The 23001-nt window shown below is 38.0% G+C and carries 17 protein-coding genes; 8 read left to right on the top strand and 9 right to left on the bottom strand.

The features are described from left to right. Positions 1-78: 78 nt before the first annotated feature. The 4 genes from D0T85_RS09975 to D0T85_RS23055 all read left to right on the top strand — a co-directional run bounded on the left by D0T85_RS09975 (position 79) and on the right by D0T85_RS23055 (position 3176). On the top strand, positions 79-447 hold the full coding sequence (locus D0T85_RS09975) for a hypothetical protein (RefSeq protein ID WP_163212820.1): 369 nt from the start codon (positions 79-81) through the stop codon (positions 445-447). Next, entirely contained in the window at positions 435-797 is a 363-nt protein-coding gene (gene tnpB, locus D0T85_RS09970; protein ID WP_163212818.1) for an IS66 family insertion sequence element accessory protein TnpB, read from the top strand. Before D0T85_RS09975 ends, tnpB begins: the two co-directional genes overlap by 13 nt. Before the next feature lie 81 nt (positions 798-878). Further along, entirely contained in the window at positions 879-2423 is a 1545-nt protein-coding gene (locus D0T85_RS09965) for an IS66 family transposase (RefSeq protein ID WP_163212816.1), read from the top strand. A 102-nt stretch (positions 2424-2525) separates the two neighbouring features. Next, on the top strand, positions 2526-3176 hold the full coding sequence (locus D0T85_RS23055; RefSeq protein ID WP_163212829.1) for a polysaccharide deacetylase family protein: 651 nt from the start codon (positions 2526-2528) through the stop codon (positions 3174-3176). On the opposite strand, the gene D0T85_RS09955 is transcribed toward D0T85_RS23055, so the two are convergent. From D0T85_RS09955 to D0T85_RS09945, 3 genes are read right to left on the bottom strand one after another with little or no spacing between them, the layout of a single operon-like run. Then, positions 3177-4025 (bottom strand): patatin-like phospholipase family protein, encoded by an 849-nt coding sequence (locus tag D0T85_RS09955; RefSeq protein WP_163212814.1) that lies wholly within the window; start codon positions 4023-4025, stop codon positions 3177-3179. It lies immediately after the preceding gene. A gap of 34 nt (positions 4026-4059) precedes the next feature. Continuing rightward, positions 4060-6873, bottom strand: coding sequence for an ATP-binding protein (locus D0T85_RS09950; RefSeq protein ID WP_163212812.1), 2814 nt, complete (start codon positions 6871-6873; stop codon positions 4060-4062). Next, on the bottom strand, positions 6863-8185 hold the full coding sequence (locus tag D0T85_RS09945) for a DNA repair exonuclease (protein WP_203558450.1): 1323 nt from the start codon (positions 8183-8185) through the stop codon (positions 6863-6865). The genes D0T85_RS09950 and D0T85_RS09945 overlap by 11 nt, the downstream gene beginning before the upstream one ends. Positions 8186-8225: 40 nt before the next feature. On the opposite strand from D0T85_RS09945, the gene D0T85_RS09940 reads away from it, so the two are divergent. Next, positions 8226-8741, top strand: a complete 516-nt coding sequence (locus D0T85_RS09940; RefSeq protein WP_163212808.1) for a nitroreductase family protein — start codon at positions 8226-8228, stop codon at positions 8739-8741. 410 nt (positions 8742-9151) lie between these two features. On the opposite strand, the gene D0T85_RS09935 is transcribed toward D0T85_RS09940, so the two are convergent. The 3 genes from D0T85_RS09935 to D0T85_RS09925 form a co-directional block, all read right to left on the bottom strand. Further along, positions 9152-9715, bottom strand: coding sequence for an MliC family protein (locus tag D0T85_RS09935; protein WP_163212806.1), 564 nt, complete (start codon positions 9713-9715; stop codon positions 9152-9154). Positions 9716-9778: 63 nt separating this feature from the next. After that, a complete protein-coding gene (locus tag D0T85_RS09930; protein WP_163212805.1) occupies positions 9779-10861 on the bottom strand; it encodes an HpaII family restriction endonuclease in 1083 nt (360 codons plus the stop codon). A gap of 139 nt (positions 10862-11000) precedes the next feature. Beyond that, positions 11001-11309, bottom strand: coding sequence for a hypothetical protein (locus D0T85_RS09925; RefSeq protein WP_163212803.1), 309 nt, complete (start codon positions 11307-11309; stop codon positions 11001-11003). Between the two features lie 244 nt (positions 11310-11553). Between D0T85_RS09925 and D0T85_RS09920 the strand changes: the two genes are divergently transcribed. Further along, the gene (locus D0T85_RS09920) at positions 11554-13881 is read left to right on the top strand and encodes a hybrid sensor histidine kinase/response regulator (protein ID WP_163212801.1); all 2328 of its coding nucleotides are present in this window, start codon (positions 11554-11556) and stop codon (positions 13879-13881) included. Here the strand turns inward: D0T85_RS09920 and D0T85_RS09915 are convergent. From D0T85_RS09915 to D0T85_RS09905, 3 genes are all read right to left on the bottom strand, one after another. Next, complete coding sequence (locus D0T85_RS09915; RefSeq protein ID WP_163212799.1) at positions 13857-15182, bottom strand: sigma-54 dependent transcriptional regulator; 1326 nt, start codon at positions 15180-15182, stop codon at positions 13857-13859. The two genes, D0T85_RS09920 and D0T85_RS09915, sit on opposite strands and share 25 nt — an antisense overlap. A 74-nt stretch (positions 15183-15256) precedes the next feature. After that, a complete protein-coding gene (locus tag D0T85_RS09910) occupies positions 15257-15859 on the bottom strand; it encodes a rhomboid family intramembrane serine protease (RefSeq protein WP_163212827.1) in 603 nt (200 codons plus the stop codon). A gap of 239 nt (positions 15860-16098) precedes the next feature. Beyond that, positions 16099-17661 carry an ATP-binding protein gene (locus D0T85_RS09905; protein WP_163212798.1) on the bottom strand — a complete coding sequence of 521 codons (1563 nt, stop codon included), beginning with the start codon at positions 17659-17661 and terminating at the stop codon, positions 16099-16101. Between the two features lie 421 nt (positions 17662-18082). Here D0T85_RS09905 and D0T85_RS09900 point away from each other — a divergent pair, with 421 nt between their 5' ends. Beyond that, the gene (locus tag D0T85_RS09900) at positions 18083-19645 is read left to right on the top strand and encodes a retron St85 family RNA-directed DNA polymerase (RefSeq protein ID WP_163212796.1); all 1563 of its coding nucleotides are present in this window, start codon (positions 18083-18085) and stop codon (positions 19643-19645) included. A gap of 18 nt (positions 19646-19663) precedes the next feature. Continuing rightward, entirely contained in the window at positions 19664-22999 is a 3336-nt protein-coding gene (locus tag D0T85_RS09895) for a WGR domain-containing protein (protein WP_163212794.1), read from the top strand. Positions 23000-23001 lie beyond the last annotated feature (2 nt).

The following is a 23001-nucleotide window of genomic DNA, read 5'->3' as shown; positions in this document are numbered from 1 at the left end:
GTAAGCGTCTCCGCTTTGTCGCCTATATTGTCTTTTCCTTGTTCTGTATCTTTGCATTTAATTTTTATATAATATTTTATGCAAGCCTCAGAACTATATCAGAAAACCCTCGATGGTTATCTTTCGTGTCTTGAACGTTTCCCTTCGCTCACGCTTCTTTCTTATTGCCGTGAGAAGCATGTTAACAATACTGGCATGCGACTTTGGATGAGCCGTAAAGGCATCTCTTTACGCTCTCTCAAACCTGTTGCCTCCTGTCAGCAGTCTGTTTTTGCTCCATTATCAACTTCCGAACCCAATCCTGCTTCGGAGTTTCTTTATGGAATCACCATCACCTTTTCCGACGGTGTAACCGTTTCCATCAAGCAAGGTAATGCCCATAGCATCAATTCTTTCATTAATTATTACAATCTTAAAACGGAGGAAATAAAATCATGTTTGCCCTAAATGAAAGTATTCACTACTACCTTTGTCAGCACTACGTAGATATGCGCAATGGCATAAATGGCCTTTACACGTTAGTAAAATCGCAGATGCACTTATCTCCCGTACAGGGTGACGTTTTTGTGTTCTTTTCCAAAAACAGAAGAAGCGTTAAGCTCCTGCGATGGGATACGGATGGATTTATTCTTTATCAAAAACGTTTAGAAGAAGGCACCTTTGAAGTCCCCCGTTTTAATGCCCATAGTGGTAGTTATGAACTCTCCTGGGAGACGTTTTGTTTAATCATGCAAGGCGTCTCGTTACGTTCCGTACACTATCGAAAACGCTTTAAAATCAAACGAACTGGCGCCTAATGTATTGATATACAGATTGTTGAGACTAAAATAATTGCTAAATTTCTTTGTAGCCCGGTTCTGTTTTCGTATCTTTGAGGTATGAAAAAAGACCGGGTTATTGAATTATTACAAGACCAGTTAAACGCAGTTACAGAACTCAATAAGAATTATCAAAAGATTATTCTTGATCTTACTGCTCAGGTACACGAACTCACTCTAACCATCTCCTCCTTGCAAGAAGCACTTACCAGTAAAGAAGGAGCATTAAATAAACAAACCAAGGTCTGTAAGAATCTCACCAAACTCCTCTCTAACGAATCAGAACAGCAACAGCCTGTGGTAACGAAAGAGCGTATCGTCCACAGCCCCAAAGAACGAGGCAACAATGGTGCCAAACGTAAGCCGCACTATGAGTTGGAAGAAGAGATAATAGATATTTATCCCGATGATCCTCGCTTTGATCCCCATAATGCCCGTGAAATAGGCATACGAGATTCCATTCGTTACTTGTTCATACCTCCCCGCTTCATCAAGCGTATAAACAGGTTGCATATTTACAGTGCAGCAGATACAGTAATAAGCGCCAAAGCTCCCCTTGCACCTTTTCAAAACTCGCAATACGATGGTTCTTTCATTGCAGGTATGTGTCAGCTGCGCTATATATACTCCATGAGTGTGGAACGCATTATAGGCTACTTCCGCGAAAATGGTTTTGCACTTGAAAAGTCTACCGCACACGGATTATTAGCAAAAACAGCTGGCTTGTTTGAAAACCTTTATAAAGCCATGCAAGTAGCTGTTTTGGACACCACTTATCTTTCTTGCGATGAAACCTATTACACTATTTTGGTAAAAGAGAAAAACAGTAAGGGTAAAGCTGTTAGGAAAGGATACATCTGGGTAGTGATTGCTGTACAACTGGGGCTGGTATATTATTTTTATGAAGATGGATCTCGCTCTCAGCAGGTGATACTTGATTTGCTTAAAAACTACCAACACACCATACAGAGCGATGCTTATGCTCCTTACAAAAAACTTGAAAGCAACGAGTATCCACATATTACAAGGTTGGCATGCTTCCAACATGTAAAACGAAAGTTTATGGATATTAAGGGGGATAAGGATGCAGAAAAAATAGTGGAACTTATTAATGAACTCTATCACAAAGAGCATCAACATCGAATAGGACAAGACGGCTGGAAGGAAAAAGACCACCATCGATTCAGGCAGCAATATGCACCGCCAATACTTAAGCAAATAAAAAAGAACCTTGTACGAATAAAGAATGATCCGAACCTGATTCCAAAAAGTGACCTTTATGGAGCAGTGGAGTATATGCTATCCGAATGGAATGCATTGGAAGAGATATTTAATCAGCCAAACTATAAACTGGACAATAACATAGCAGAGCGACATAACAGATATATTGCATTATCAAGGAAGAACTCATTGTTTTTTGGAAGTCACCAGGGAGCAAAGAGAGGGGCAATACTATACTCATTAGCCTGTTCATGTAGGGCAAACAACATTAACTTCTTTGAATATCTAGCTGATGTCATTAACAAAACAGCAGCATTACCACCAAATACAAAAACAGAGGTATATAGGGAGTGGTTACCAGATAGATGGAAAAAGAACGATTGAATTCTTAAGAAATCCCTTTGAATTTTAAAAAATCAGTCATTCCTTGACCAAGAACAAACAAGAAATACAATATAGGCGACAAAGCGGAGACGCTTACAGTACATTTATCTAACTATTGATGATGCCCCACTTAATGGCAGTGCATATATCGATAGCATTATTACGATTGAGAAAGTTAAAACAAGCCTCTTCAGCGTAGGATGTTCAATAGATGGCAGTCACCGTTTCCGGGAATACCATCAGAAGTTCGAAGAAAATCCATTCATAGAAATATACAACCATAGCTATTCGCATGCTAATCACAGATATGCTGCTTTTTATCAAAACCCGGAATATGTATTGAACGACTTTGAAAAGAACCAAACGAGTTGTAACATCAAATACAAAATAGCTCGCCTACCGGGACGTAATTTATGGCAACTCGGTGAAAGAAAGAAGAATTATAAACAAACAGGGGCTACTTCTGCCGCTCTGTTGGTCGAAAACGGTTATCAGGTATTTGGCTGGGATATAGAATGGATGTATAACTCCAAAGATTACTCACCCAAACAGAGTATTGAGGAATTGATTATAGAGATTGAACAGCTTTTTGAACGCCCTACCTTAACTTTTACTGCTAACCATGTGGTTTTACTGATGCACAATCAGATGTTTGCAAAAGTAACCGCACAGAATGATCTCTCTTTACTGATTCAAAAATTAAAAGAATGTGGTTACAGGTTTGAATATTTAAGAAAATATCCGGGAGTTTGATTAAATCTTTCCCAACAACTTCATTATCTTCCGTCCCAACCCTTTTGACTTTACAGAAAGCAAATCTTTATCAATCTTCTTTTTATTATCATCCAAATATGTGCAGGCCAGTGTGTAGCCTTTTTTATATATTTCCTGATTGTGTTTAAAATCAAATATAGAATACTCCGACACCTCATTACATTCAATCAGATAATCGCATAAATCTCGTTGGGCAGAAGTGTTTGCCCCTACCATATAATTCATACAGCGTTCAATTACATACTTCATGGATTCTTCGTATTTCATTGAAATTACAGGACTTATATTAACACCCAGAACGGTTTTGCAATCTCTTCGGATTACGGATACGGGAAAGTTCATCAACAAACCACCATCTACATAATGATGATCGTCTATATTTACCGGGGTAAAGACAATTGGAACAGAGCACGAAGCAAGAACTGCGGGAATGATTTCGCCTTTGGAGAAAACTTTTGCCTTACCACTCTCAATATCCGAAGCAACCACCCGGACAGGAATGTTGAGATCTTCAAATCTCTTGGCTCTTATATACTTAACCAATAGATGCTGAACTCCGGTAGTCTTGAAAAAGCCTCCACGGGGTATTATACCTTCAATGATGGAAGTAAATTTTACGGATAAGCCAATCTTCATAATTTCTTGTGTGGTATATCCGTCGGCATAAAAAACAGCAATAAGAGAGCCTACACTGGTTCCTGAAATAATATCCGGACGCAGATTCCGTTCTTCCATTGCCTTTAAAACGCCTAAGTGGGCAAATCCGCGTGCTCCGCCGCCGCTTAATGCTAAGCCCAGTTTATATAGAGGATTTTTATCCTGTATCATAATTCATTCATGGTTATATACACAAATATACATACTAAATGTAAGATATCCTCCAATCTATATCAGAATATTTTAATAGATGTTCTTCCCATTTACGAACCTCATCTGCCTGAGCAGTAAAGTAAAACAATTGGCGGTTACGGCTTATTTCAATCAGCGATTGGATAATGGCTTCCGAACGTTCGTCATCACTGTTTGCCAATAACTCATCAGCCAATACAGGTAGTTTAATCTGATTCTCTTGTGTCTCGATATATGCCAGCCGGATAGCCAACAACAATTGTACACGGGTTCCTGTAGATATTTCGTCCAGAGATTGGATTTGATTCAGCTTATTATCATACGCTTTAAAGGTTGGCTGACGCCCTTCTCCTAAAATCAGTTTATATCTGTTTCCGGTTATTGCACCCAGTATTTTATTGGCGCGCTTAAAAACCGGATTGTCATTGTTCAATGATATCTCTTCATGTAGATGCGAAATAATTAAATCTCCTGTAGTCGATTTCAGGTTATTATGTAACAGACCGTCTAATCCGTTCAGTGCTTCTTCTTTCTTATTTAAAGCCTTCTCAATATCATCCTTCGATTTTCTTTCACGGACTCGGGCTTTTATGTCGGACATTTCACGCATGATTTCACTTTGCCTGGCCGACAGGTACTCATATTCTGATTTCTTTTGCCGAACTTCTTCTGTGGTAATTTCTTTGTTCATTTCTTTATAAACAGCGTACAACGGATGAGTCGATAACAAATGTTCGTTTGCATTCACCATAGCTAAATCATCGGTAGCCTGCTTTTGTGTCTGTCTGAATAAATGATAATCCGCATTTAATTGATAAACTTCTTTATTACTTCCGTAAGGCAACCCCAAACGAGAATATATTTCTTTTAGCGAAGATTGATAACTGTCTTTCTCCTTTTGTTTCAACTCAATAATATTCCTTTGCGAAATAATCTCATTAAATATTCTGGTTTTGGTTTCGCATTCCTTTTTCAGGGTTTGTAATAGCGAAAAAGCCTGTACGTGGTTATCAGCAGTGGTATAATTCAGACTATCAAAAAGTGTATTTACTATACCGAGCTCATCAAAGTAGTTGTTGTAATAGGTCTGTTGCTCGCTTTGCAGTTTTTCAACTTCAATAACAGCATCCTGCCACTTGGATAAATTGGAAAGGAAAAGAAAAAACGAATTGTAATTACTGGTAAGTAAATCCATGTTTTCGGGAAGCATTCCCATATTCTCCTTTATCCGGAAGTATTCTGTTTTAATATCCATCAGCCTTGTTTGAGATTGCTCAAGTTCAATACTGATCTTTTTCAATTGTTCTTCTATATCGGTTTTAGCCGATACAATGTCGAGGGTATTTAGCAACTCCTGTAATCTTGCTGTTACCGAAACACTGTCCCAATGGGCAGGAGGCGGTAAAGAGCACTTTTTGAAATCGGCTATGCGAACATTCAATTCACTATTTTGTTGCTTTCCGTTCTTTCTGTTTACATAAACAACAATTGGGATAAGTAACAATGAAATACCTCCTACAAGCAGAACGGCCTCTTTTTTAGCATTATAGCTTATGGCTATAGCCAACAAACACCAGCCGATTAAAGCAATCATCACCCATAAGAGGTTGTTTTGCCGGTGCGATGTTATACCCTTTAGCCAATCGGATAAAATGCTGGCTCCTTTGCGGATATTATCAACAGAGATGCTTTGGGTCAGTTTGTTTTTCAATTCAATTAAATCTTTCTCCAGCCTCCGCTTTTCGTTTAGCAGATTGGCATTTATTCCTTCTGCCTCATTTGCTGCCTGAATAAACTCATTCAGGTAACCGGCTTCTTCCAGATTTATTTCACGCAGACCGGATAATTCCCGTTCCGAAGCAATAAGCCGTCCGGTTTGGTTCAATACTACTTCCTGATTTTTTATTTCCCGTTCAAGGGATGAAATCTGTTGTTGCAGGGTTTTCAGGTTTTCAATCCTTGCAGATAGTTCGGTTATAACTTCTTCGGGTATTTCTTTATCTGGAATACGTAGTGAATTTATTTTCTGCCAGTTGTCTCTAATTGTCTTCTCTTCTTCAAGGATGTATCTGTCAATATCAGCTATTTTTCTTTCCTGCGTTTCAATTGTATTATAATCATCCTCTTTTAGTTTGTATATAGCTTTGGGAAAACTATCGAGTTTAATCCGGGATGTTTCATACGCTTTACGGGCATCAAGAAAATTCAGTATCTTTTCATATAAATCTTTATATCCGGATGCTTCTTCGGCTTGCTTCTTTTCTGCTTCCAAAAGAAAAAGCTTCTCTTCATCCTTCAATAACAAAGATTGTTCTGCTTCCAGCTTTGATAACTCCTTTTGAACTTCGACGAAATATTTATAGCGAGGTTGAGCAACATTAGGATTACTCGACTTATAATCTAGTCTGCCGGTTGCCTTGGCAAGGTCTACTCCCCCATTTACTTCTTTGGCAATAATCCGGGCAAGATTATCATCATTGTTGTGTATTAAATCGTGAAGCGCCAACATGTATTGATTACTGAACTCTTTAGGAAAAACAAAAGAGAAGTCATCGTGCACTTGCCCATTGGCATTAATACGTGTATATCCCTGCGAATCAATCCTTATTCCACAAGTTTCGCGGTTGATGTTAAGCAAAGCATCAATCTCGTATCTTGCTGATACATTATCCCACCAAATTAGTTTGTGTATGGAACGGGCTGTTGAGCTCTTACCCGAACCATTGGGTCCGGTTACAATATTAACGTTCCCGGCCAGTTTATTGATACCTTTAAGACCTTCGGGGAAACCAGGTAACCTGTTTATTGTAAGTTTTTTAATTTTCATTTCGTTGATGATTGAGTTCAGCAATTAGTTCCCGGCATTCATTAAGAACGTATTCTCTGGCCATTTTATCCAGTTCCTTATCTGGTTTCTGGGCCTTGAGTGGAATATACACTGGCATAGTAGTAAGGTGTTCGTAACGTGATTTCCAATCGGCAACCAGTTTATCAATAAAACCGTTAGAACTTCCCGTTTCAAGAGTTTTAATGGCTGTAGCCAACACACCAATATACGAAGGTTCATTCATCAGTTGGTTTATATCGAGTTCCGGCCTGATATTGTATTCCATGGAACGGATAGATACATGGCACCAATCATCCGGATTGTAATTCTTTATCTCGTCGCTCCACTTCCGAAGCTCATATACATTGTTGTGGGTACCTGTAAATTCAATGTCGTATACCAGGAAGTGAGGGTTATATTGTTCTTTGATTTGCAATAAATGCATATCGAAGGCAGCGATAACCTGTTTTCTGAATTCAATTTCGTTGATTGCTGTTGATACATCAATATTTAAATATTGATAGCATACAGGCGATAAAGGGAGATGTTTATAGGTTATTTCTTTATTCTCTATGGTAAGTAACCAAGGGCCATGTATTTCTTTTTCTTTGGGATTTAAAGCGTGTGGCGATCCGGGATAAAGTATCAGGGGAGTTTTTTCGCAAATAACATCTGCTTTGTGAATATGGCCTAACAGCCAAGCATCTACTGCACGATATTGTTTCATCTTTTCTATGTTTACCGGATTGTATTTGCTTATAGCTTGATAAGCATCACCATGTAACAATGCCAATGTGGGTATACTATCTTCAAATTGAGGAAAGGTGTTATTTATGGCACTTTCGTAAATATATTTGTTGGTAAACGACCATCCGGCTATACGCACCGATTCACCGTTTGGGGTTGAGTGAATCTGGCTCTCCCATTTTCCATCTCTACCCAATAAATGCACATCAGAAAGGTTATTTATGGTGATGATTTGTGGCAGTACATCATGATCATGATTGCCGGCAACAAGGTAAACAGGTATTCCTGCTTGAGACAGTTTATCGAATCCGGTTTGCAAAGGGCCAATGGCTTCATAGAACCGGTTGTCGCGGTCAACAATATCACCGGTTAATAAGAGTAAATCTATTTGCTGGTCGATAACATATTGTACAATATTACCCCACGTGTATTTTGTAGATGTTGTATTGTTGCCATCAGTAAGTAACGATGAGCGTTTGCCAAGATGTAAATCGCCTGTCACTACTATTTTTATTGCCATAGGAGTTGAGTAATTCTGGGAATGTTTATACTTTTGTTCAATCATACAAAAGTAATTAATTTGCTATTAAAACTTCAAGACATATATGAACTTTTTAGAATTGGTAAAAGAAAGAAAATCCGTACGTAAATACCTATCTCACGAAATTGAACAGGAAAAGATTGAATACATAATGGAATGCACCCGGCATGCGCCATCGGCTGTAAACAGGCAACCTTGGAAATTTCTTTTAATAAAGGATAAGGAGAAGCAAGCTCTATTAAAACAATGCTATCAGGCACAATGGTTTAATGTTTCCGATTGTCCATATTATCTGGTTATATTAGGCGATACCAGCCAGTCGTGGAAACGTAGGTTCGATGGAAAAGATCATTGCGATATTGATATTTCTATTGCCATGGAACATTTTTGTTTAGCTGCAACGGAACAGCAACTCGGCACTTGTTGGGTTTGTGCATTCGATGTTGATTTGTTCAGGAAACTATTCGATTTGCCAGAGAATCTTTATCCGGTAGTTATGACACCGCTTGGATATCCTGATAAAGAGAATGGGGAAAGAACCCCAAGAAAGGATTTAAGTGAGGTTGTGGAAGTGGTGTAGCTTTGATGAAGTTACAAACACAACTGGTAATCAAAAACTTACAGTACCAACACTTTTTTACCTGTGAGAAAAAAGTATCACGCCTGTGGTACAAAAGTATCACAGGGAAGATACAAAAGTGCCACAGGCAAGATACAAAAGTACCACAGGGAAGATACAAAAGTATCTTAGGGAAGAGTATAGAAAGATATTTGTTGAACTCACTTTTCTCCCGGTAGGATAAAGGCTTTGTCCTACCGGGATAAACCGTTTATCCTACCGGGAGAAAGGCTTCATCCTACCGGGAGAAAAGGGTTATCCTACCGGGATAAAAAGAGATAGAAATTCCACGATACCAATGAAAAAGGCAATAGATCCGTTCATAGAGGAACAAGATATATTGCCTTTTGGCCTAATTGTGAATATACAGGCTATTTCTTATTATCAAACACTACTTTACCGTCTTTTTTCAAAACACTATGTCCCTGCCATTCTTCGTACACATAGTTTGCATTACTATATTTTATACCCGAAGCAGTAGTATCAGCTTTCAGGTTGATTTCTTTTCCATCCAACTTAAGTACAGCGGTATTATTGTTATTGTTGAAAGTCATATCCAGTTTTTCACCCTGTTTATTGGTGACCGAAGCACTCACAACATCTTTGTTGTCGAAAACAACTTTACCATCTTTCTTCAGTACGATATGTCCCTGCCACTCTTCGTATTCATACTCATTGTTGTGCATTTTTACACCTGAGGCAGTAGTGTCTCGAACCATGTTAATTGCTTCACCATTTAATTCGGCTATTGCAGTACCACTTTCATTATAAAATGCAAGTACCATTGTATTTCCTTGGTTATCGGTAACAGTAGTTCTTACAACTGATTCAACCACATCTACTTCCGAAACCTGATTATTCTTTTTATTACTGTTACAAGATACTAATAGAGCACCGGAGATAACAGTTATCAATAAGATTCTTTTTTTCATCATTTGCTTATTTAAATTTAAATTATGCTTCATTCAATATAACAATTAAATAATCAGAATGTTTAACTACCTCTTCACCAGCCCAACCTTTGCATTTAATCTGAAGTAAAGAATGCCATTCTCTTTTTCGATTGTTCCATAATGATCCTTTTGTACATCTCCTTGCTCAAAACGAGTATTATAGAATAAGAAATCATTAAATAATTGATTATCAGCTACCGGATAATAAAGAATCTCTCCTTTACCGTTTACCAGAAGAAGTCCTTGAATGGCAGCGGAAGGTGCGGTATATATTTTAGCCGGACGCATACCTGTAACAGCTGCGTTCAGAAATTGTTTCATCTTATACTCATAGAAATGATGTTTCTCAATAAGTTCATCCTTTATTTTTAGAGGATTCATTGCTTTTACAGCCTCTATCAAATCTTGTGTGCGGGTTATTCCATCCAGTTGCATAATACGAAGTACTTCTGCCAACAACCGGGGAAAATGGAGATCGATCATACAGAGGTTGCTTCGGAAAACTTTATCGGCAACATCCGAATATTTTAAAATACCTCCCAGGCTTTCAATAAGCATCATGCGTTCGGCAACAGTGTTTTGGCCTTCAACAGCATTCACTTTGCTTATCATGGGATTGGAAAACTTCATTCCGGTTAGTTCGAATTTAATATTGGCAGCACGTCCACCATCAAGTAACGGATGCATACGGGATAAACGCGAACGGATAACAACACCTGTTGCCGGCGCATCCATGTTCCAAAAGAATAAAGTTAAATTGGTACGTTCCTGCGTTTTTGCATCCAGTTCATAGATTTTAAGTTCATCCAGGAATTCTTCTACACCATCAGGAGAAACTACTGTATCTTCCGAACTACCTTTTATACCTCCCAATATCAGATCGGCAAAAACAGCGAACTTTTCCCTTGGAATTATCTGGGTATCTTCTTTACCTATGTGTATATTGTCTCCAAGAATGCGATACAGGCGACTACCGTCGTGTTCTTCGCGCTCTATTGCACATAAAGTATGTTGTACGCTCTTGTTTATTTCTCCTGAAACTGTGCCAGTGTTTACCAAACCGTTTGCCAACAAACGGAAGAATACATATAAATCACTCCACTCTCTTTTGGTTGCTTCGAATGCCATTTTTTATGTAGCTAATATAAATAATAGCAACAAAGGTACAATAAAAAAACATCTATTGTATTGAAATAAAAACAAAATAGACCTTCTTCACAGGAGGCCTATTTTTAAAGTTTTCAGATATTATCGTAGATAATTGGGATTATTCTACCTCTTTACCCTCTTCGTTAAGTGATACCACTTTTTCTGTCTGATTTTCTTTTGCTTCAAGAGTTACGCGAGTAATTTTCTTTTCTTCGTTATATTCCAGCTTTTTAACTGTATAGGCTTCATTGTAAGTAGCAAGAGTGGCCTGTACTTTTTCGTTCAGGTCTTCTGCTTTAACCTCTTTAAAAGCATCTTCTGTTACCAAAGTAACAACCTCTTGTTTCTGAACTGCATCTGCTGACTGTGCAAACGCTGCTGTTCCCATTCCCATAAATACTACTACTGCAACTAATAACTTTTTCATAATTTTAATTTTTTATTGTTAGTGACATTTTATTTTTGTAGCTAGTGTGCTACGCTTTATTAAATGCAATCTGCGTGCCAAACCCCATTCATAAATCATAAATATTTGTTTTACTGCAAGTTACAGCACAATAAACGACATATCATATACAACAAAAAAGTGTGTAAGTGTGTAAGACACAGGTTACATGTGTGTAAGAAGCAGATTTGGAATCATGATATCTTTTTCATTATTTTGTGCTGTGATGAGAAATAGTATCGAAACAAAAATAAAACTGAATGCCCTATTCATTTATCTGCTGGTTATGCTAACCTGTGGAGGAGGATTTATTTACTTCTACATAAGTTGGAAAAATATGCATATAAAAAAGCTGTCGGTTGAGGTATATAACAATGAACTGGCAAAGGTTAATGAATTAGTATATGCCATAAACGATGCACAAGCCGAAGTAAATCTCTTTGTTATAACGGAAAGACGAAAACACCTGAGAAACTTTCAGGCACAAGCTAAAGAAATAGGATTGCGTATAGATTCATTAAAAAACTCAGAAAAAGATTTGGGGGCAGACACTATTTTCACCGAAATAAATCTGCTGCTTAAACACAAAGAAGAATCTATAATAAGACTTACCCGCCAATTTACATTGCGCAACCCTATAGACTCACTGTCCGAAACCCTTTCTTCGTATTCGGGCAGTAACAGAAATATAGCAGATTCTATCTCTGAGGATGTTGCAAAAACATCTGTAAAAGCTCCTAAACGCAGTTTGTGGAAACGTTTGTTTTCATCTTCAAAAGCCGAAAATCCTGTTGATACACCTCAACCAGAGAGTAATAAAGTAGTACCCAATGATACGTTACCGGTTACGCAGATAATACAACAGGCACGTATTGATTACGATCAGCATATATCGGCTATCGAAAACCATATTAACTCGGTTGTGTTAACCGACCAGTATATAAGCTCCCGAATATCTGAACTGCTAACCAAACTATACAACCAGATTATACATCTGCGTATGCAAGATATTGAGGAAAGCGAAACAATGCTGCGCGAAAACAATATCAGTGCTATTATAATAGGTAGTGTGGCTCTGGTATTGATACTAATATCTCTTATCCTTATTTTAAGAAATGTACAAAAAGGATATTCTGCCCGCCAGGCATTAGAAAAAGCCAATCAGCGTACCAAACAGTTAATGGAAAGCAGGCATCAACTTTTATTATCTGTATCACACGATGTTAAAACCCCACTCAACTCAATGCTGGGCTATATAGATATGTATAAACGCAACGGTTTACTTTCCAACGCAGAGGTAGCACCGGTTTATAGTTCGGGCAATCATATTTTGGCACTGTTACATAATTTATTGGAGTTCTCGGGTTTAGAAAAAGGATCGGTTACACTTGCCCCACGAAGTTTTTCTCCACAGGAATTATGCAGAGAGTTATGCGAAATGTTTATTCCGCTTGCTGAAAGGAAATTATTACACTTTACACATCAAGAAGCTTTTCCAGAGGGTATTATTCTATTTTCTGATTGTTTAAAAATAAAACAGATAATCACTAATATATTATCGAATGCCATTAAATACACAACAGTAGGAGGTGTTTGTATTGAGTCGATATACCAAAATCAACAGTTGCAATTCCGGGTTACCGATACTGGCGTAGGAATTGCGGCAGAAAAACAAAACAACTTATTTAAACCATTCTCTCGTGTAGAAGAGAATAATGTATTGAACGAAGGAAATGGATTTGGATTATTTGTAGTAAAGGGCTTGGTTGATCTTTTTGGGGGAGAAATTAATTTTAAGTCGGAACAAGGTAAAGGAACAGAAGTTTTTATTAAACTCCCAGTAAAAGAAGGTAAAAAAAAGATAACCAACCAACAGGCAAAGAAAATATTGTTTATTGATGATGATTCTACTTTTTTGGAGATATTATCGAGCTTGTGTAGTGAACTTGGGCATGAGGTTACTTGTTGCAGAAACTGCAATGAATTAAAAGAAGAACTAAAAGATATATCGTCCTATCATTGTGTGATAACTGACATGGAGATGGGAATTTTTAATGGGAAAGATGTACTGAAAGAAATAAGAAATGTGAATACTGAAATACCTGTTATACTTATAACAGGAAGAACTGATTTAAGTATAAATACTATATTGGCAGAGGGATTTGCTGATCTTCTCTCCAAACCGGTAACGCTCCGTGAACTACATGCTATAATAGGAGGTAAACTTGAACATACATCGAACAATCTTCACTCTTTATTGAATCAAGACAAAGAGGCCATTCGGGAGATTATGGAAAATTTTATTATGGCTACTGTTAATAACATTGTATTAATAAACAATGCTATTACGGAAAAAGATTTTGATAAGGTCCAATACCTTTGCCACAAAATGTTGCCTATGTTTTTGCAGATTCAGGCACCCGAAGATATAACCCACACTTTAAAGCATATTGATAACATGCGGGGAGAAAACCGTCCGGATAATAGTGTTTGGGTAGAGATAAATGAAGTTATTAAGCGTATCGAGAATTATCTTAGTTCAATTCCATACTGATGCAACTTGTTGTAAAATCCCTTCCGGCTCATTTTGAGTAAACGGGCGGCCGCAGCTTTATTTCCTTTCACAATACGCAACACTGTAAGTATCTGTTCTTTTTCATCACCGGGTTTAAGTTCAATATCCGTATCGCATTTTAATGTGCAAAGATAATCCGGCAGAACCTGTGGTGTAATTTCTCCGTTTTTCGCAAAAAGAGTAGCTCGGCGTATTACATTCCGCAATTCACGAAGGTTACCACTCCAATGATAATTTATAAGCATTTCCATAGCCTCATCTGATATGGTAAATACATTTTTTTCCAATTCTTTATTGGCATCTTCAAGAAAATGGCTAGCGTAAACAGGAATATCTTCCAAACGCTCACGAAGCGGTGGAATATGAACGGTAAACTCATTAAGACGATGGTAAAGATCTTCACGGAAACGTCCTTCGGAAATAGACTTTTCAAGATTTTCGTTGGTTGCCACAATTATGCGAACATCCACTTTTATATCGGTTGCCGATCCTACCGGACGTACTCTTAACTCCTGCAAGGCTCTCAATAACTGTACCTGCACCTCGTAAGGAAGATTTTCTATTTCATCCAGAAAAACAGTTCCGCCATCGGCCTGTTCAAACACACCTTTTTTATTGGAGATGGCCGAAGTAAATGCTCCTTTCACATGACCAAACAACTCACTGGGTGCTAATTCACGAGAAAGTATTCCACAGTCAACAGCAATAAAAGATGCCTCATAACGTTTACTTTTCTCATGTATCATCCGGGCGGCATACTCTTTACCGGTTCCACTTTCACCCATAATTAAGATCGACATACGTGTAGGAGCAACAACTTCTATTTCTTCGTACATTTGCTTTGCCTGCCTACTGTTAGCATATACTGTTTTCTTGTAAGAATCGGTATCTTGTTTAACCACTTGCACAGGTTCAGGCTTTTTATTTAGTGCCTGATTGATTTTTTGTTTAAGGATTTCTGGGTTAACCGGCTTTTCCAGATAATCAAAAGCTCCCAGTTTTATAGCTGCAACTGCACTTTGTATTTCAGCATAACTGGTCATTATAATCACAGGATTGGGATTCTTTATTTCGCGCAACCACGAAAGAAACATGATGCCATCACCATCGGGTAATCGCAAATCAGTAAGTATCAATTCGATTTCTTTTTTTCGGATGATTTCCTTTGCTTGTTTTATTGTAGTAGTTAGCGAAACATTAAAACCGTTTTTTTCGGCCCATCTCTTTAATACTTCGCCAAAGGAAATATCATCCTCGATTATTAAGATTTCCGGATTCATGTAACTATAGTCTCATTATTGCTCGACAAATGTATGAATTTACAGCAGATTATATGTCTTTTTTGCAAATCTTTTTAGATGCCGAACAAGCCCTCAATAAACGCATCTACATACAAAGGATTTAATATCAATGGAAACAAAAAACCATATACAGCACCATAAAAGTGTGCATTATGATTTATATTATCGCCACCGCGTTTAGCCATATATTGACAGTATACCAAATAAAGGACTCCGAAAAGAATACCTGGTATAGGAATTATGGCGAAGAGTAATATTTCTCCCCATGGATCGAAGAATATAGAACTGAACAACACAGCCGAAACAGCTCCGGATGCACCTACCGAAATATAATAGGGGTTATTGTTTTTCTTAATCAGGTCGTAAAGAGAAGCTACAATCATTCCTCCGAAATAAAGAATAAAAAAAGCCAGACGTCCGTGCCCCATATATTCAAATAGGAACTCCATATACACTCCAAACGACCAGAAGGTAAACATGTTAACAAGAAGATGGACAGTATCGGCATGTACAAATCCATGAGTAATCAGTCGGTACCACTGTTTCTCTTTTACTGCAAGATAGGGGATAAAAGCTAGTTTTTCGAATAATGCACGATTACCAAAACACATAAACGAAACCACAACTGTTATTCCAATAATAAGATAGGTCATTATATTGTCTGTTTTTAATTCTGTGCAAAAATAGCAATATAGATTAAAATAAAAAAAGGCCACTCATCCCGAGCAGCCAATCTTTTGTTAACCTTAAAATCTAATACTATGAAAAACACAGTACAAATATAAGATTAACTTACTCGTTTATGCAAATTTTCTAACTATATACAATCTTTAATAACACCCGTTAATAATTTAACGTTGTTAAGTTAACACATTTAAGATTTGTTCAACCTTAGTCATTGTGCTGTAATCCAATTTCCAATATTACGTTCTGCGGCATCAAATTGTACGCCAACTTTAATAACTTCCCGCCTATCTGCAGTATAAGGAATCAAATATCCTTTGTCATCAATCTGTTGTAAAGCTTCCTCGGCAGTACCATTCAGTTTGAATTCAAATACATAAATATAATCTTTTGTTTTTACCACAGCATCGGCACGACCACGGGCACTTCGCACCTCGGCTTCTATATACTCACCAAGTAACTTGAATATAAGATAGAAAACTACTTGATAATGGCGTTCTGTACGATCATTTAGTTCGTAAGGAATATCTCCAAAAAAAGCTTTTAAGCGCTCCATGAAAGCAGACAAATCGCCACATTCCAGTTCCTTCACAAATTTACCGATAAAGAAACCACGCTCACCATCTTTCATTGGAGTATAAAATGGAACCAAAAATTTCAGAAAAGCATATTGTACTTCATCATTGGGAAATTTCAAACGATATAAACCAAATCTGGAATCATACCCCTTAATAGTTAAATAACCACTTTGATAGATTAAAGGAATAGGATTACCTGTATCAGCACGATACTCGGAGAAAGAAGAAGAATCTGTTTCAACACCATCTATTAACACACGAAGATCATAATCGCTTTCTTTTAATAAATCCACCAGAAAAGTAGGAGTGCCTGTATGAAACCAATAGTTATCGAATTTTAGTTTGTCTAACGCATTTAACACACTAAAGGGATTAAACATGCCTTCCGAATCTTCACAGAAATGATAACCATCGTACTGCGCTGTCATGCGAGCCACAGTATCGTCAAAAGAGAGACGGTTGTGGGTAGCCATCTTTTCTATTTCGGGCGTAAAAACCTGTACAAGTTCTTTTGATGTAATTCCGCACAATGTAGCATATTTAGCATCCATACTAATATCATTCAGTTGGTTCAGATTGCTGAAAACGCTTACTTGTGCAAATTTGGTAACACCAGTAATAAATACAAAGCGTAAATAGCGGTCAGCACTTTTCAGTACACCATAAAAAGACTCTAAAATTTTACGATACTCGTTCAACAACGGTTCATTGAGCACAGTTTGTAATAGCGGCTTATCATACTCATCAATTAATACCACTACTCCCTTGCCTGTTTGCTCGTAAGCACGACGAATAACCCCGGTAAAACGGTCCGAAAGAGTTATTTCGCGTTCTTCTTTTCCCCACACATCTTCCCATAAAAGAATATGACGACTCAATATTAAATTTAGTCGTTCAGCTGTATTATATTTTTCAGCATTCAAGTCAAGATGCAACACCGGATAGGTTTCCCATTCGGTTTCCAACTGTTCAATAGCTAGTCCTTTAAAGAGATCCTTCCGACCTGCAAAATAAGACTCAAAAGTGGATATCAATAAACTTTTCCCAAACCGACGAGGACGACTAAGAAAATAAGGTTTCCCTTTATTAGCAATCTCCCATACCAAATCGGTTTTATCTGCATACAAATAATTTCCAGTACGTATTTTTTCAAAAGTTTGTATCCCAATTGAGAGTTTACGCGCAATTGTATTCATAATCCTTTCATTTATAACACAAATCTTTATAAAAAGATCAGGCTATCCTACAATCGTATTTATAATTCTGCCTCAAAAGTATAAAAAAATAAGATTAACCTTTGCTATTTAAAAATCTTTTTCTAGTTTTGCCAGCAAGTTCGGAAAGTACCTTGCTTTTCTGAAAAGAAAAAGATGATGTTTCGTCATCGGTGAATAGATATTTGACATTCGGCACTACCTCCAATCTTTATGGGGAGATACACTACTATACGCATGGTTGCTGTTCTCCTCTCCACGAGATTAACCATGCGTATAGTAGTGTATCTCTGGAGTTGATTGATATAGTCCTGGGAAAATACGAAGATTCCGAACGATTAAGAACCAAGCCCTGTTTTATTTAAAATGGGGCTTTTTTATTTACGATTTGTAAATCAACACTATGTCGGAAAAATCCACCAGACAGCAAATTTACGACAGAATCCGTATGACCTCTAAGGATAGTTATATACTTGAGGAAATGAAACGGCTGGGTTTCTGGGATTCGTCGGATGTACCTTCACTTTCCGAAACCCTGATTAAAAGGGAATCCGAAGTAAACAAGGAACTAACCAGCCTACTAGAGAAAGACCGTAAGTACCGCAACCAGGAAGCCTTATTGAGAGAAATGCGCAAAGAACGCATGAAGAAGGCTAAAGAGAAACGGGAAGAAACAAAGCTACGCAACAAGAAAAAGCGTTTGGATAAAGCAGCTAAATGGAAATCGATGCAAGAGCATCAGGTTATTTATTTAGGTAAAGATGTTTCGGCCGGACTGAACAATACGGAAACCAACGAAGCATTACTCAACAAGAATAACCTTCCTGTATTCAAATCGCTGACAGATCTTGGACAAAGTATGCAGTTGGAGTTATCGAACTTGCGTTATCTACTGTTCCAACGTAAAGTTTCACGGCAAACACATTATTATAACTTCGAGATACCCAAGAAGTCAGGCGGTAAACGAAAAATATCTGCTCCTAAACGCAGAATGAAAGCCCTCCAACTTTGGGTATTGAATAATATCCTCGATCGTATTGCTATTGGCGAGCAGGCACACGGATTTATAAAACAGCGTTCTATTGTAACCAATGCCGGACCACATACCGGAAAGGATATTGTTATCAACATCGACCTGAAAGACTTTTTTCCAAGTATTGATTACAAGCGGGTTAAAGGACTGTTTCATAAACTGGGCTACTCAGAACAAATGGCAACCATCTTCGCTCTAATATGTACACAGGCCGAAACCGAAACGGTAGCAATGGATGGCGTAACTTACTATGTACAAAAAGGCAAAAGAATACTTCCACAAGGTTCACCTGCTAGTCCGGCCATTAGTAATCTTATTGCTTACAAACTTGATAAGAAGGTAAAAGGACTGGCCGATAAACTTGGATTCAGGTATACCCGTTATGCTGATGATTTAAGTTTCTCGACTGATAAGGGAAATGAAAAGAATATTGCATCCCTGTTGCACTTTGTTGGCAAGATAATTAAATCGGAAGGATTAACCATCAATCCGGAAAAGACGCATATTATGCGAAGCGGTGCACAACAAAAGGTAACAGGCATTGTGGTAAATGAAAAACTGAATGTAGAACGAAAACAACTGCATAACTTCCGCGCCCTACTTCATAATATTGAAACGAATGGCTGGAACGGACAGAAATGGGGACGGGCCGACAATGTAATGCATTCTATTGAAGGATACATTCACTTCATTAAAATGGTTAATCCGGAAAAGAGTATCCGGTTCGGCGAACAACTTACCCGCATTGTAGAAAAACACGGATTGCCTTTAGTCGAAGAAAAGACCTGCACAAAGCAAGATATTGCCCCAAAGCAGGTTGTACAGGTAGAAGAGCCTCTGAAGCCTGAGCCAACCATTCAGCCGGGACAGAAACAAGAAGACTCTAACAAGAAAACATCTTCGACAGATGATTGGTGGAATATATTTTCGTAACCTTCAATCCGCAGCAAAATGAAACTTATACAACAAAGTAAACTATATTTTAAAGAAGGTAATTCCGATAAGGTGTACGAAATTGACCTCTGCCAATTATCGGACAATGAATACCTGGTTAACTTCCGCTACGGACGTAAAGGAAGTACACTGAAAGCCGGAACAAAAACACCGGAAGCAGTAAGCCTTGAAAAGGCTGAAGCTGTTTTTGCAGCTTTAGAAAACGAAAAACGAAAAAAAGGATATCAACCCGAAGTAGGAGTAACCGTAGCGGTTGAACTACCTTCAATTGAAACCGTAAATCCGGGAACACCGCAGGGAGTGATACTTCAACGTTTGCAAGATGCTATTGATGGCAAGAAAACGTTTAAGACTGAATGGAAGACCAGTCGGGTTATTTGGCGTGCTGCCGAAATGGGAATGAAAGAAGCAATTCCATTCATTCTGCGATTGGCAACACAAGGTACCGAGTTGCAAACATATTCATCGCTTTGGGCATTGATTAAATTGAATGCCGAAAATGCCGAGCCGTTATTTACAGCTATCGCATCGCAACAAAAACAAAAGGCATATATAAAGCATATAGCCTGCGAAGGGTTGCTTACTGTTTTGCAGGGCAATGAACTTGCTGCATTTGTAAACCAGCTACTAGAGCGTATGCCTTCTAATATCCGTCAAGATATTGAATTGGGTAACAACAATAAATTATCGGCGCACCTTACCGAATATGTAAACGATCAAAATGTAGCATTCCTTTCACAATTCTATTTGTTGTGCAAAGCGAAACCCGAATTGTTGCCTCATCTTCATAACATACTTAAAGTATGCCCGTTTGAGCCACCATTCTTTAAACATATACGTTCTGTTTATAAATTGGCACAGGTTCGGAAAGACTTATCAACCCTATCGCTCCTCGCCTACCGATTCGAAAAAGAAAGTCCAATGTTCAAACGTTCGAGTCCGCTCGACTCAAGATATCATCAATATATTCAACGTATTGATACTTATTTGCGTGTAGGTTCGGAAATTAAAAGTGAAGAAAGCCGGATTGCCTTCTCACAATATACCAAGGCCTATTTCCAGCGCAATAGTTTAAACTTCTTGAAAAAGGCTGGCGATGCAGGCAATGCTACAGAGTATATTCAACTGGCTGTTTCGCTTCTGCTTCAATATACCGAGGCTGATTATACAAAAGAAGAAGAACGACCATATTCCGAATACGGTATATACAATTATACTAAGAAACTCTATTATTATATACTGGTACAGTATCCTGAATGTTGTGATTTGCTTTTGTTATCGAACATTCTGTTTGGAAACGACCCACGTCGTCAACTCCAAAAGAATCTGAAATATATTTATGGCAAACGTACTGTTGCCAGCCAACAATACTGGTATCAACCAGATAAAATCATTGCAGAGAAAGGTACAACAACTTCCGAAACAACAACTGTTTCTACTCAACCAACTGATTCCGGTAAATCCTTATTGGGAGCAATAAAAAGTTTCTTTGGCGGAAAGAAAGAAGAAGAAGAGCCTCAACTGCAACAACAGCAACCGGAAGCACCTGTTGAAGAAAAAACAGAACCATCTGCCAGATTAGAACTCTATCCGGAATTATGGGATAAGATGCCTAATGCCTATGTGCAACTCTTGATGCAGGCAAAAATGAATATCATTCACAGGTTTGCTTATGAAAATCTCAGGAATCACACTGACTACCAGGAAATAAGCAAACGTTTTACACCGGAAGTTATTCTTCAACTGCTATCACGTGAGTTTAAAATACCAAATATTTTGGGCTATGAGCTTCTGCTTACTAATGCCAACGAAATTAAAAAGCAACCTCAACTGGTTGCCCGGATTTTAGATACAAACAGTGCAAAAGCAAGAGAATGGGCTCAAAGGGTAGTCAGTAGCGACATGGATTATTACATGAGTGATTTCGACTTTGTACAAAGTCTTATCTCTAACTCACGGAAAGAAAACCATAGCTGGATAGCCGATACATTACAAAAATATCGTTTTACCGAAGATCGTCAGCAAGCATTGCTTGGTAAACTGGTTGCCGAATTACTGCAATTGGAAAATACAGATGCAAACAATGCGCTAGCCAAAATGATTATCAGCCGCATCAATATTATTGCAGCCGGTCATCTCAGTAAAATCAGTTGGGACATTGTAGAACAGTTAATCCTGTCTCCTCTCTTATCCAACATACTGCTGGCAAGTAATATTCTTACTCAGAAAGCACAAAGAATAAATCCTACCGACATCCCGGTATCGGTGATCGACCTGTTTATGAGAAACGACATTGCCGAGGTTAGGAAAAATGGTATCCAATTGATGAATCTATATCCAACCAACTTCCTTGTAGACAATTACAACTTTGTTCTTAACCAAATTGATAGTGCATGGCAGGATGTGGTTGAAAACGCATTGGTTAAAATCAGCGAATTGGTTAAAGGATATTCAATGGGAGATGCAACCGTACGTCATTTTAATTATGCACTTATCCGGAAAGAAAAATTTGAAGGTGCTCATAACTTATTGAGTAATTTTATGTTGAATAATCTGAAGGGTAACTGGAACACCGGATTAACCACTAAGGATATAACCAAACTGGTACATGCACAGTATCGTACCAGTCAGCTAACCGGATACGAAATTCTGAAAGCATACACCAAGCCCGAAGAGTTTACTTTAGGACAAATCATTTCATTTGGTAATCATGAATTGCTTGCTGTTCGCCATTGGTGCTGGCAGTATTTCAAAGAACATGTTGCACGCATCCGCTTTGAAAAAGACAAAGCACTCAATATTCTTGATTCCAAATGGGACGATACTCGCGAGTTTGCATTTAAATTCTTCCTGACTGAATTTACCGAAAGTGATTGGGATTCTGATACATTGATAGGTATTGTTGACTCCATACGTCCGGATGTAGAAAACTTCGGTAAAGAGCTGATTGGCCGCTATTTCAATCCGACTCACGCAGTGGAATATCTTACTAAACTCAGTGAACACCCCAGTGTAAACGTTCAGGCTTTTGTTACCAACTACCTGAATCATTATGCAGCCGGAAACACAGAGATCATCCGCGGATTGGAATATTACTTCCGTTCGGTACTTACCCGTGTAAATAAAGCCAGGGTTGCCAAAGACCGTATTTTGAAGTTCCTGTTGCAGGAAGCTATGAAGTGTGTTGGTAGTGCAAAGATTATTGCACCTATTATAGACGATATATCCGCACAGGCTACAATACAAGATAAAGCCACCTGCATAAATATTCTAACTGAAATAAGAAGTGCTTATCCACATATAGACACGCACTTAATCCGCATAAATAATTAATT

Source organism: Bacteroides sp. 519, assembly GCF_010500955.1.
Lineage (GTDB): Bacteria > Bacteroidota > Bacteroidia > Bacteroidales > Bacteroidaceae > Bacteroides.
Note: the sequence above shows the minus strand (reverse complement) of the source record. Positions and strands in the feature narration are given on the sequence as shown.

What these genes read in the sequence shown, in the direction of transcription:
- D0T85_RS09920 (WP_163212801.1), top strand. Translation starts at nt 11,554, where the DNA reads ATGAGAAATAGTATCGAAACAAAAATAAAACTGAATGCCCTATTCATT.
- D0T85_RS09975 (WP_163212820.1), top strand. Translation starts at nt 79, where the DNA reads ATGCAAGCCTCAGAACTATATCAGAAAACCCTCGATGGTTATCTTTCG.
- tnpB (WP_163212818.1), top strand. Translation starts at nt 435, where the DNA reads ATGTTTGCCCTAAATGAAAGTATTCACTACTACCTTTGTCAGCACTAC.
- D0T85_RS09905 (WP_163212798.1), bottom strand. Translation starts at nt 17,661, where the DNA reads ATGAATACAATTGCGCGTAAACTCTCAATTGGGATACAAACTTTTGAA.
- D0T85_RS09900 (WP_163212796.1), top strand. Translation starts at nt 18,083, where the DNA reads ATGTCGGAAAAATCCACCAGACAGCAAATTTACGACAGAATCCGTATG.
- D0T85_RS09930 (WP_163212805.1), bottom strand. Translation starts at nt 10,861, where the DNA reads ATGGCATTCGAAGCAACCAAAAGAGAGTGGAGTGATTTATATGTATTC.
- D0T85_RS09915 (WP_163212799.1), bottom strand. Translation starts at nt 15,182, where the DNA reads ATGAATCCGGAAATCTTAATAATCGAGGATGATATTTCCTTTGGCGAA.
- D0T85_RS09945 (WP_203558450.1), bottom strand. Translation starts at nt 8,185, where the DNA reads ATGATTGAACAAAAGTATAAACATTCCCAGAATTACTCAACTCCTATG.
- D0T85_RS09950 (WP_163212812.1), bottom strand. Translation starts at nt 6,873, where the DNA reads ATGAAAATTAAAAAACTTACAATAAACAGGTTACCTGGTTTCCCCGAA.
- D0T85_RS09895 (WP_163212794.1), top strand. Translation starts at nt 19,664, where the DNA reads ATGAAACTTATACAACAAAGTAAACTATATTTTAAAGAAGGTAATTCC.
- D0T85_RS09925 (WP_163212803.1), bottom strand. Translation starts at nt 11,309, where the DNA reads ATGAAAAAGTTATTAGTTGCAGTAGTAGTATTTATGGGAATGGGAACA.
- D0T85_RS09935 (WP_163212806.1), bottom strand. Translation starts at nt 9,715, where the DNA reads ATGATGAAAAAAAGAATCTTATTGATAACTGTTATCTCCGGTGCTCTA.
- D0T85_RS09965 (WP_163212816.1), top strand. Translation starts at nt 879, where the DNA reads ATGAAAAAAGACCGGGTTATTGAATTATTACAAGACCAGTTAAACGCA.
- D0T85_RS09955 (WP_163212814.1), bottom strand. Translation starts at nt 4,025, where the DNA reads ATGATACAGGATAAAAATCCTCTATATAAACTGGGCTTAGCATTAAGC.
- D0T85_RS09940 (WP_163212808.1), top strand. Translation starts at nt 8,226, where the DNA reads ATGAACTTTTTAGAATTGGTAAAAGAAAGAAAATCCGTACGTAAATAC.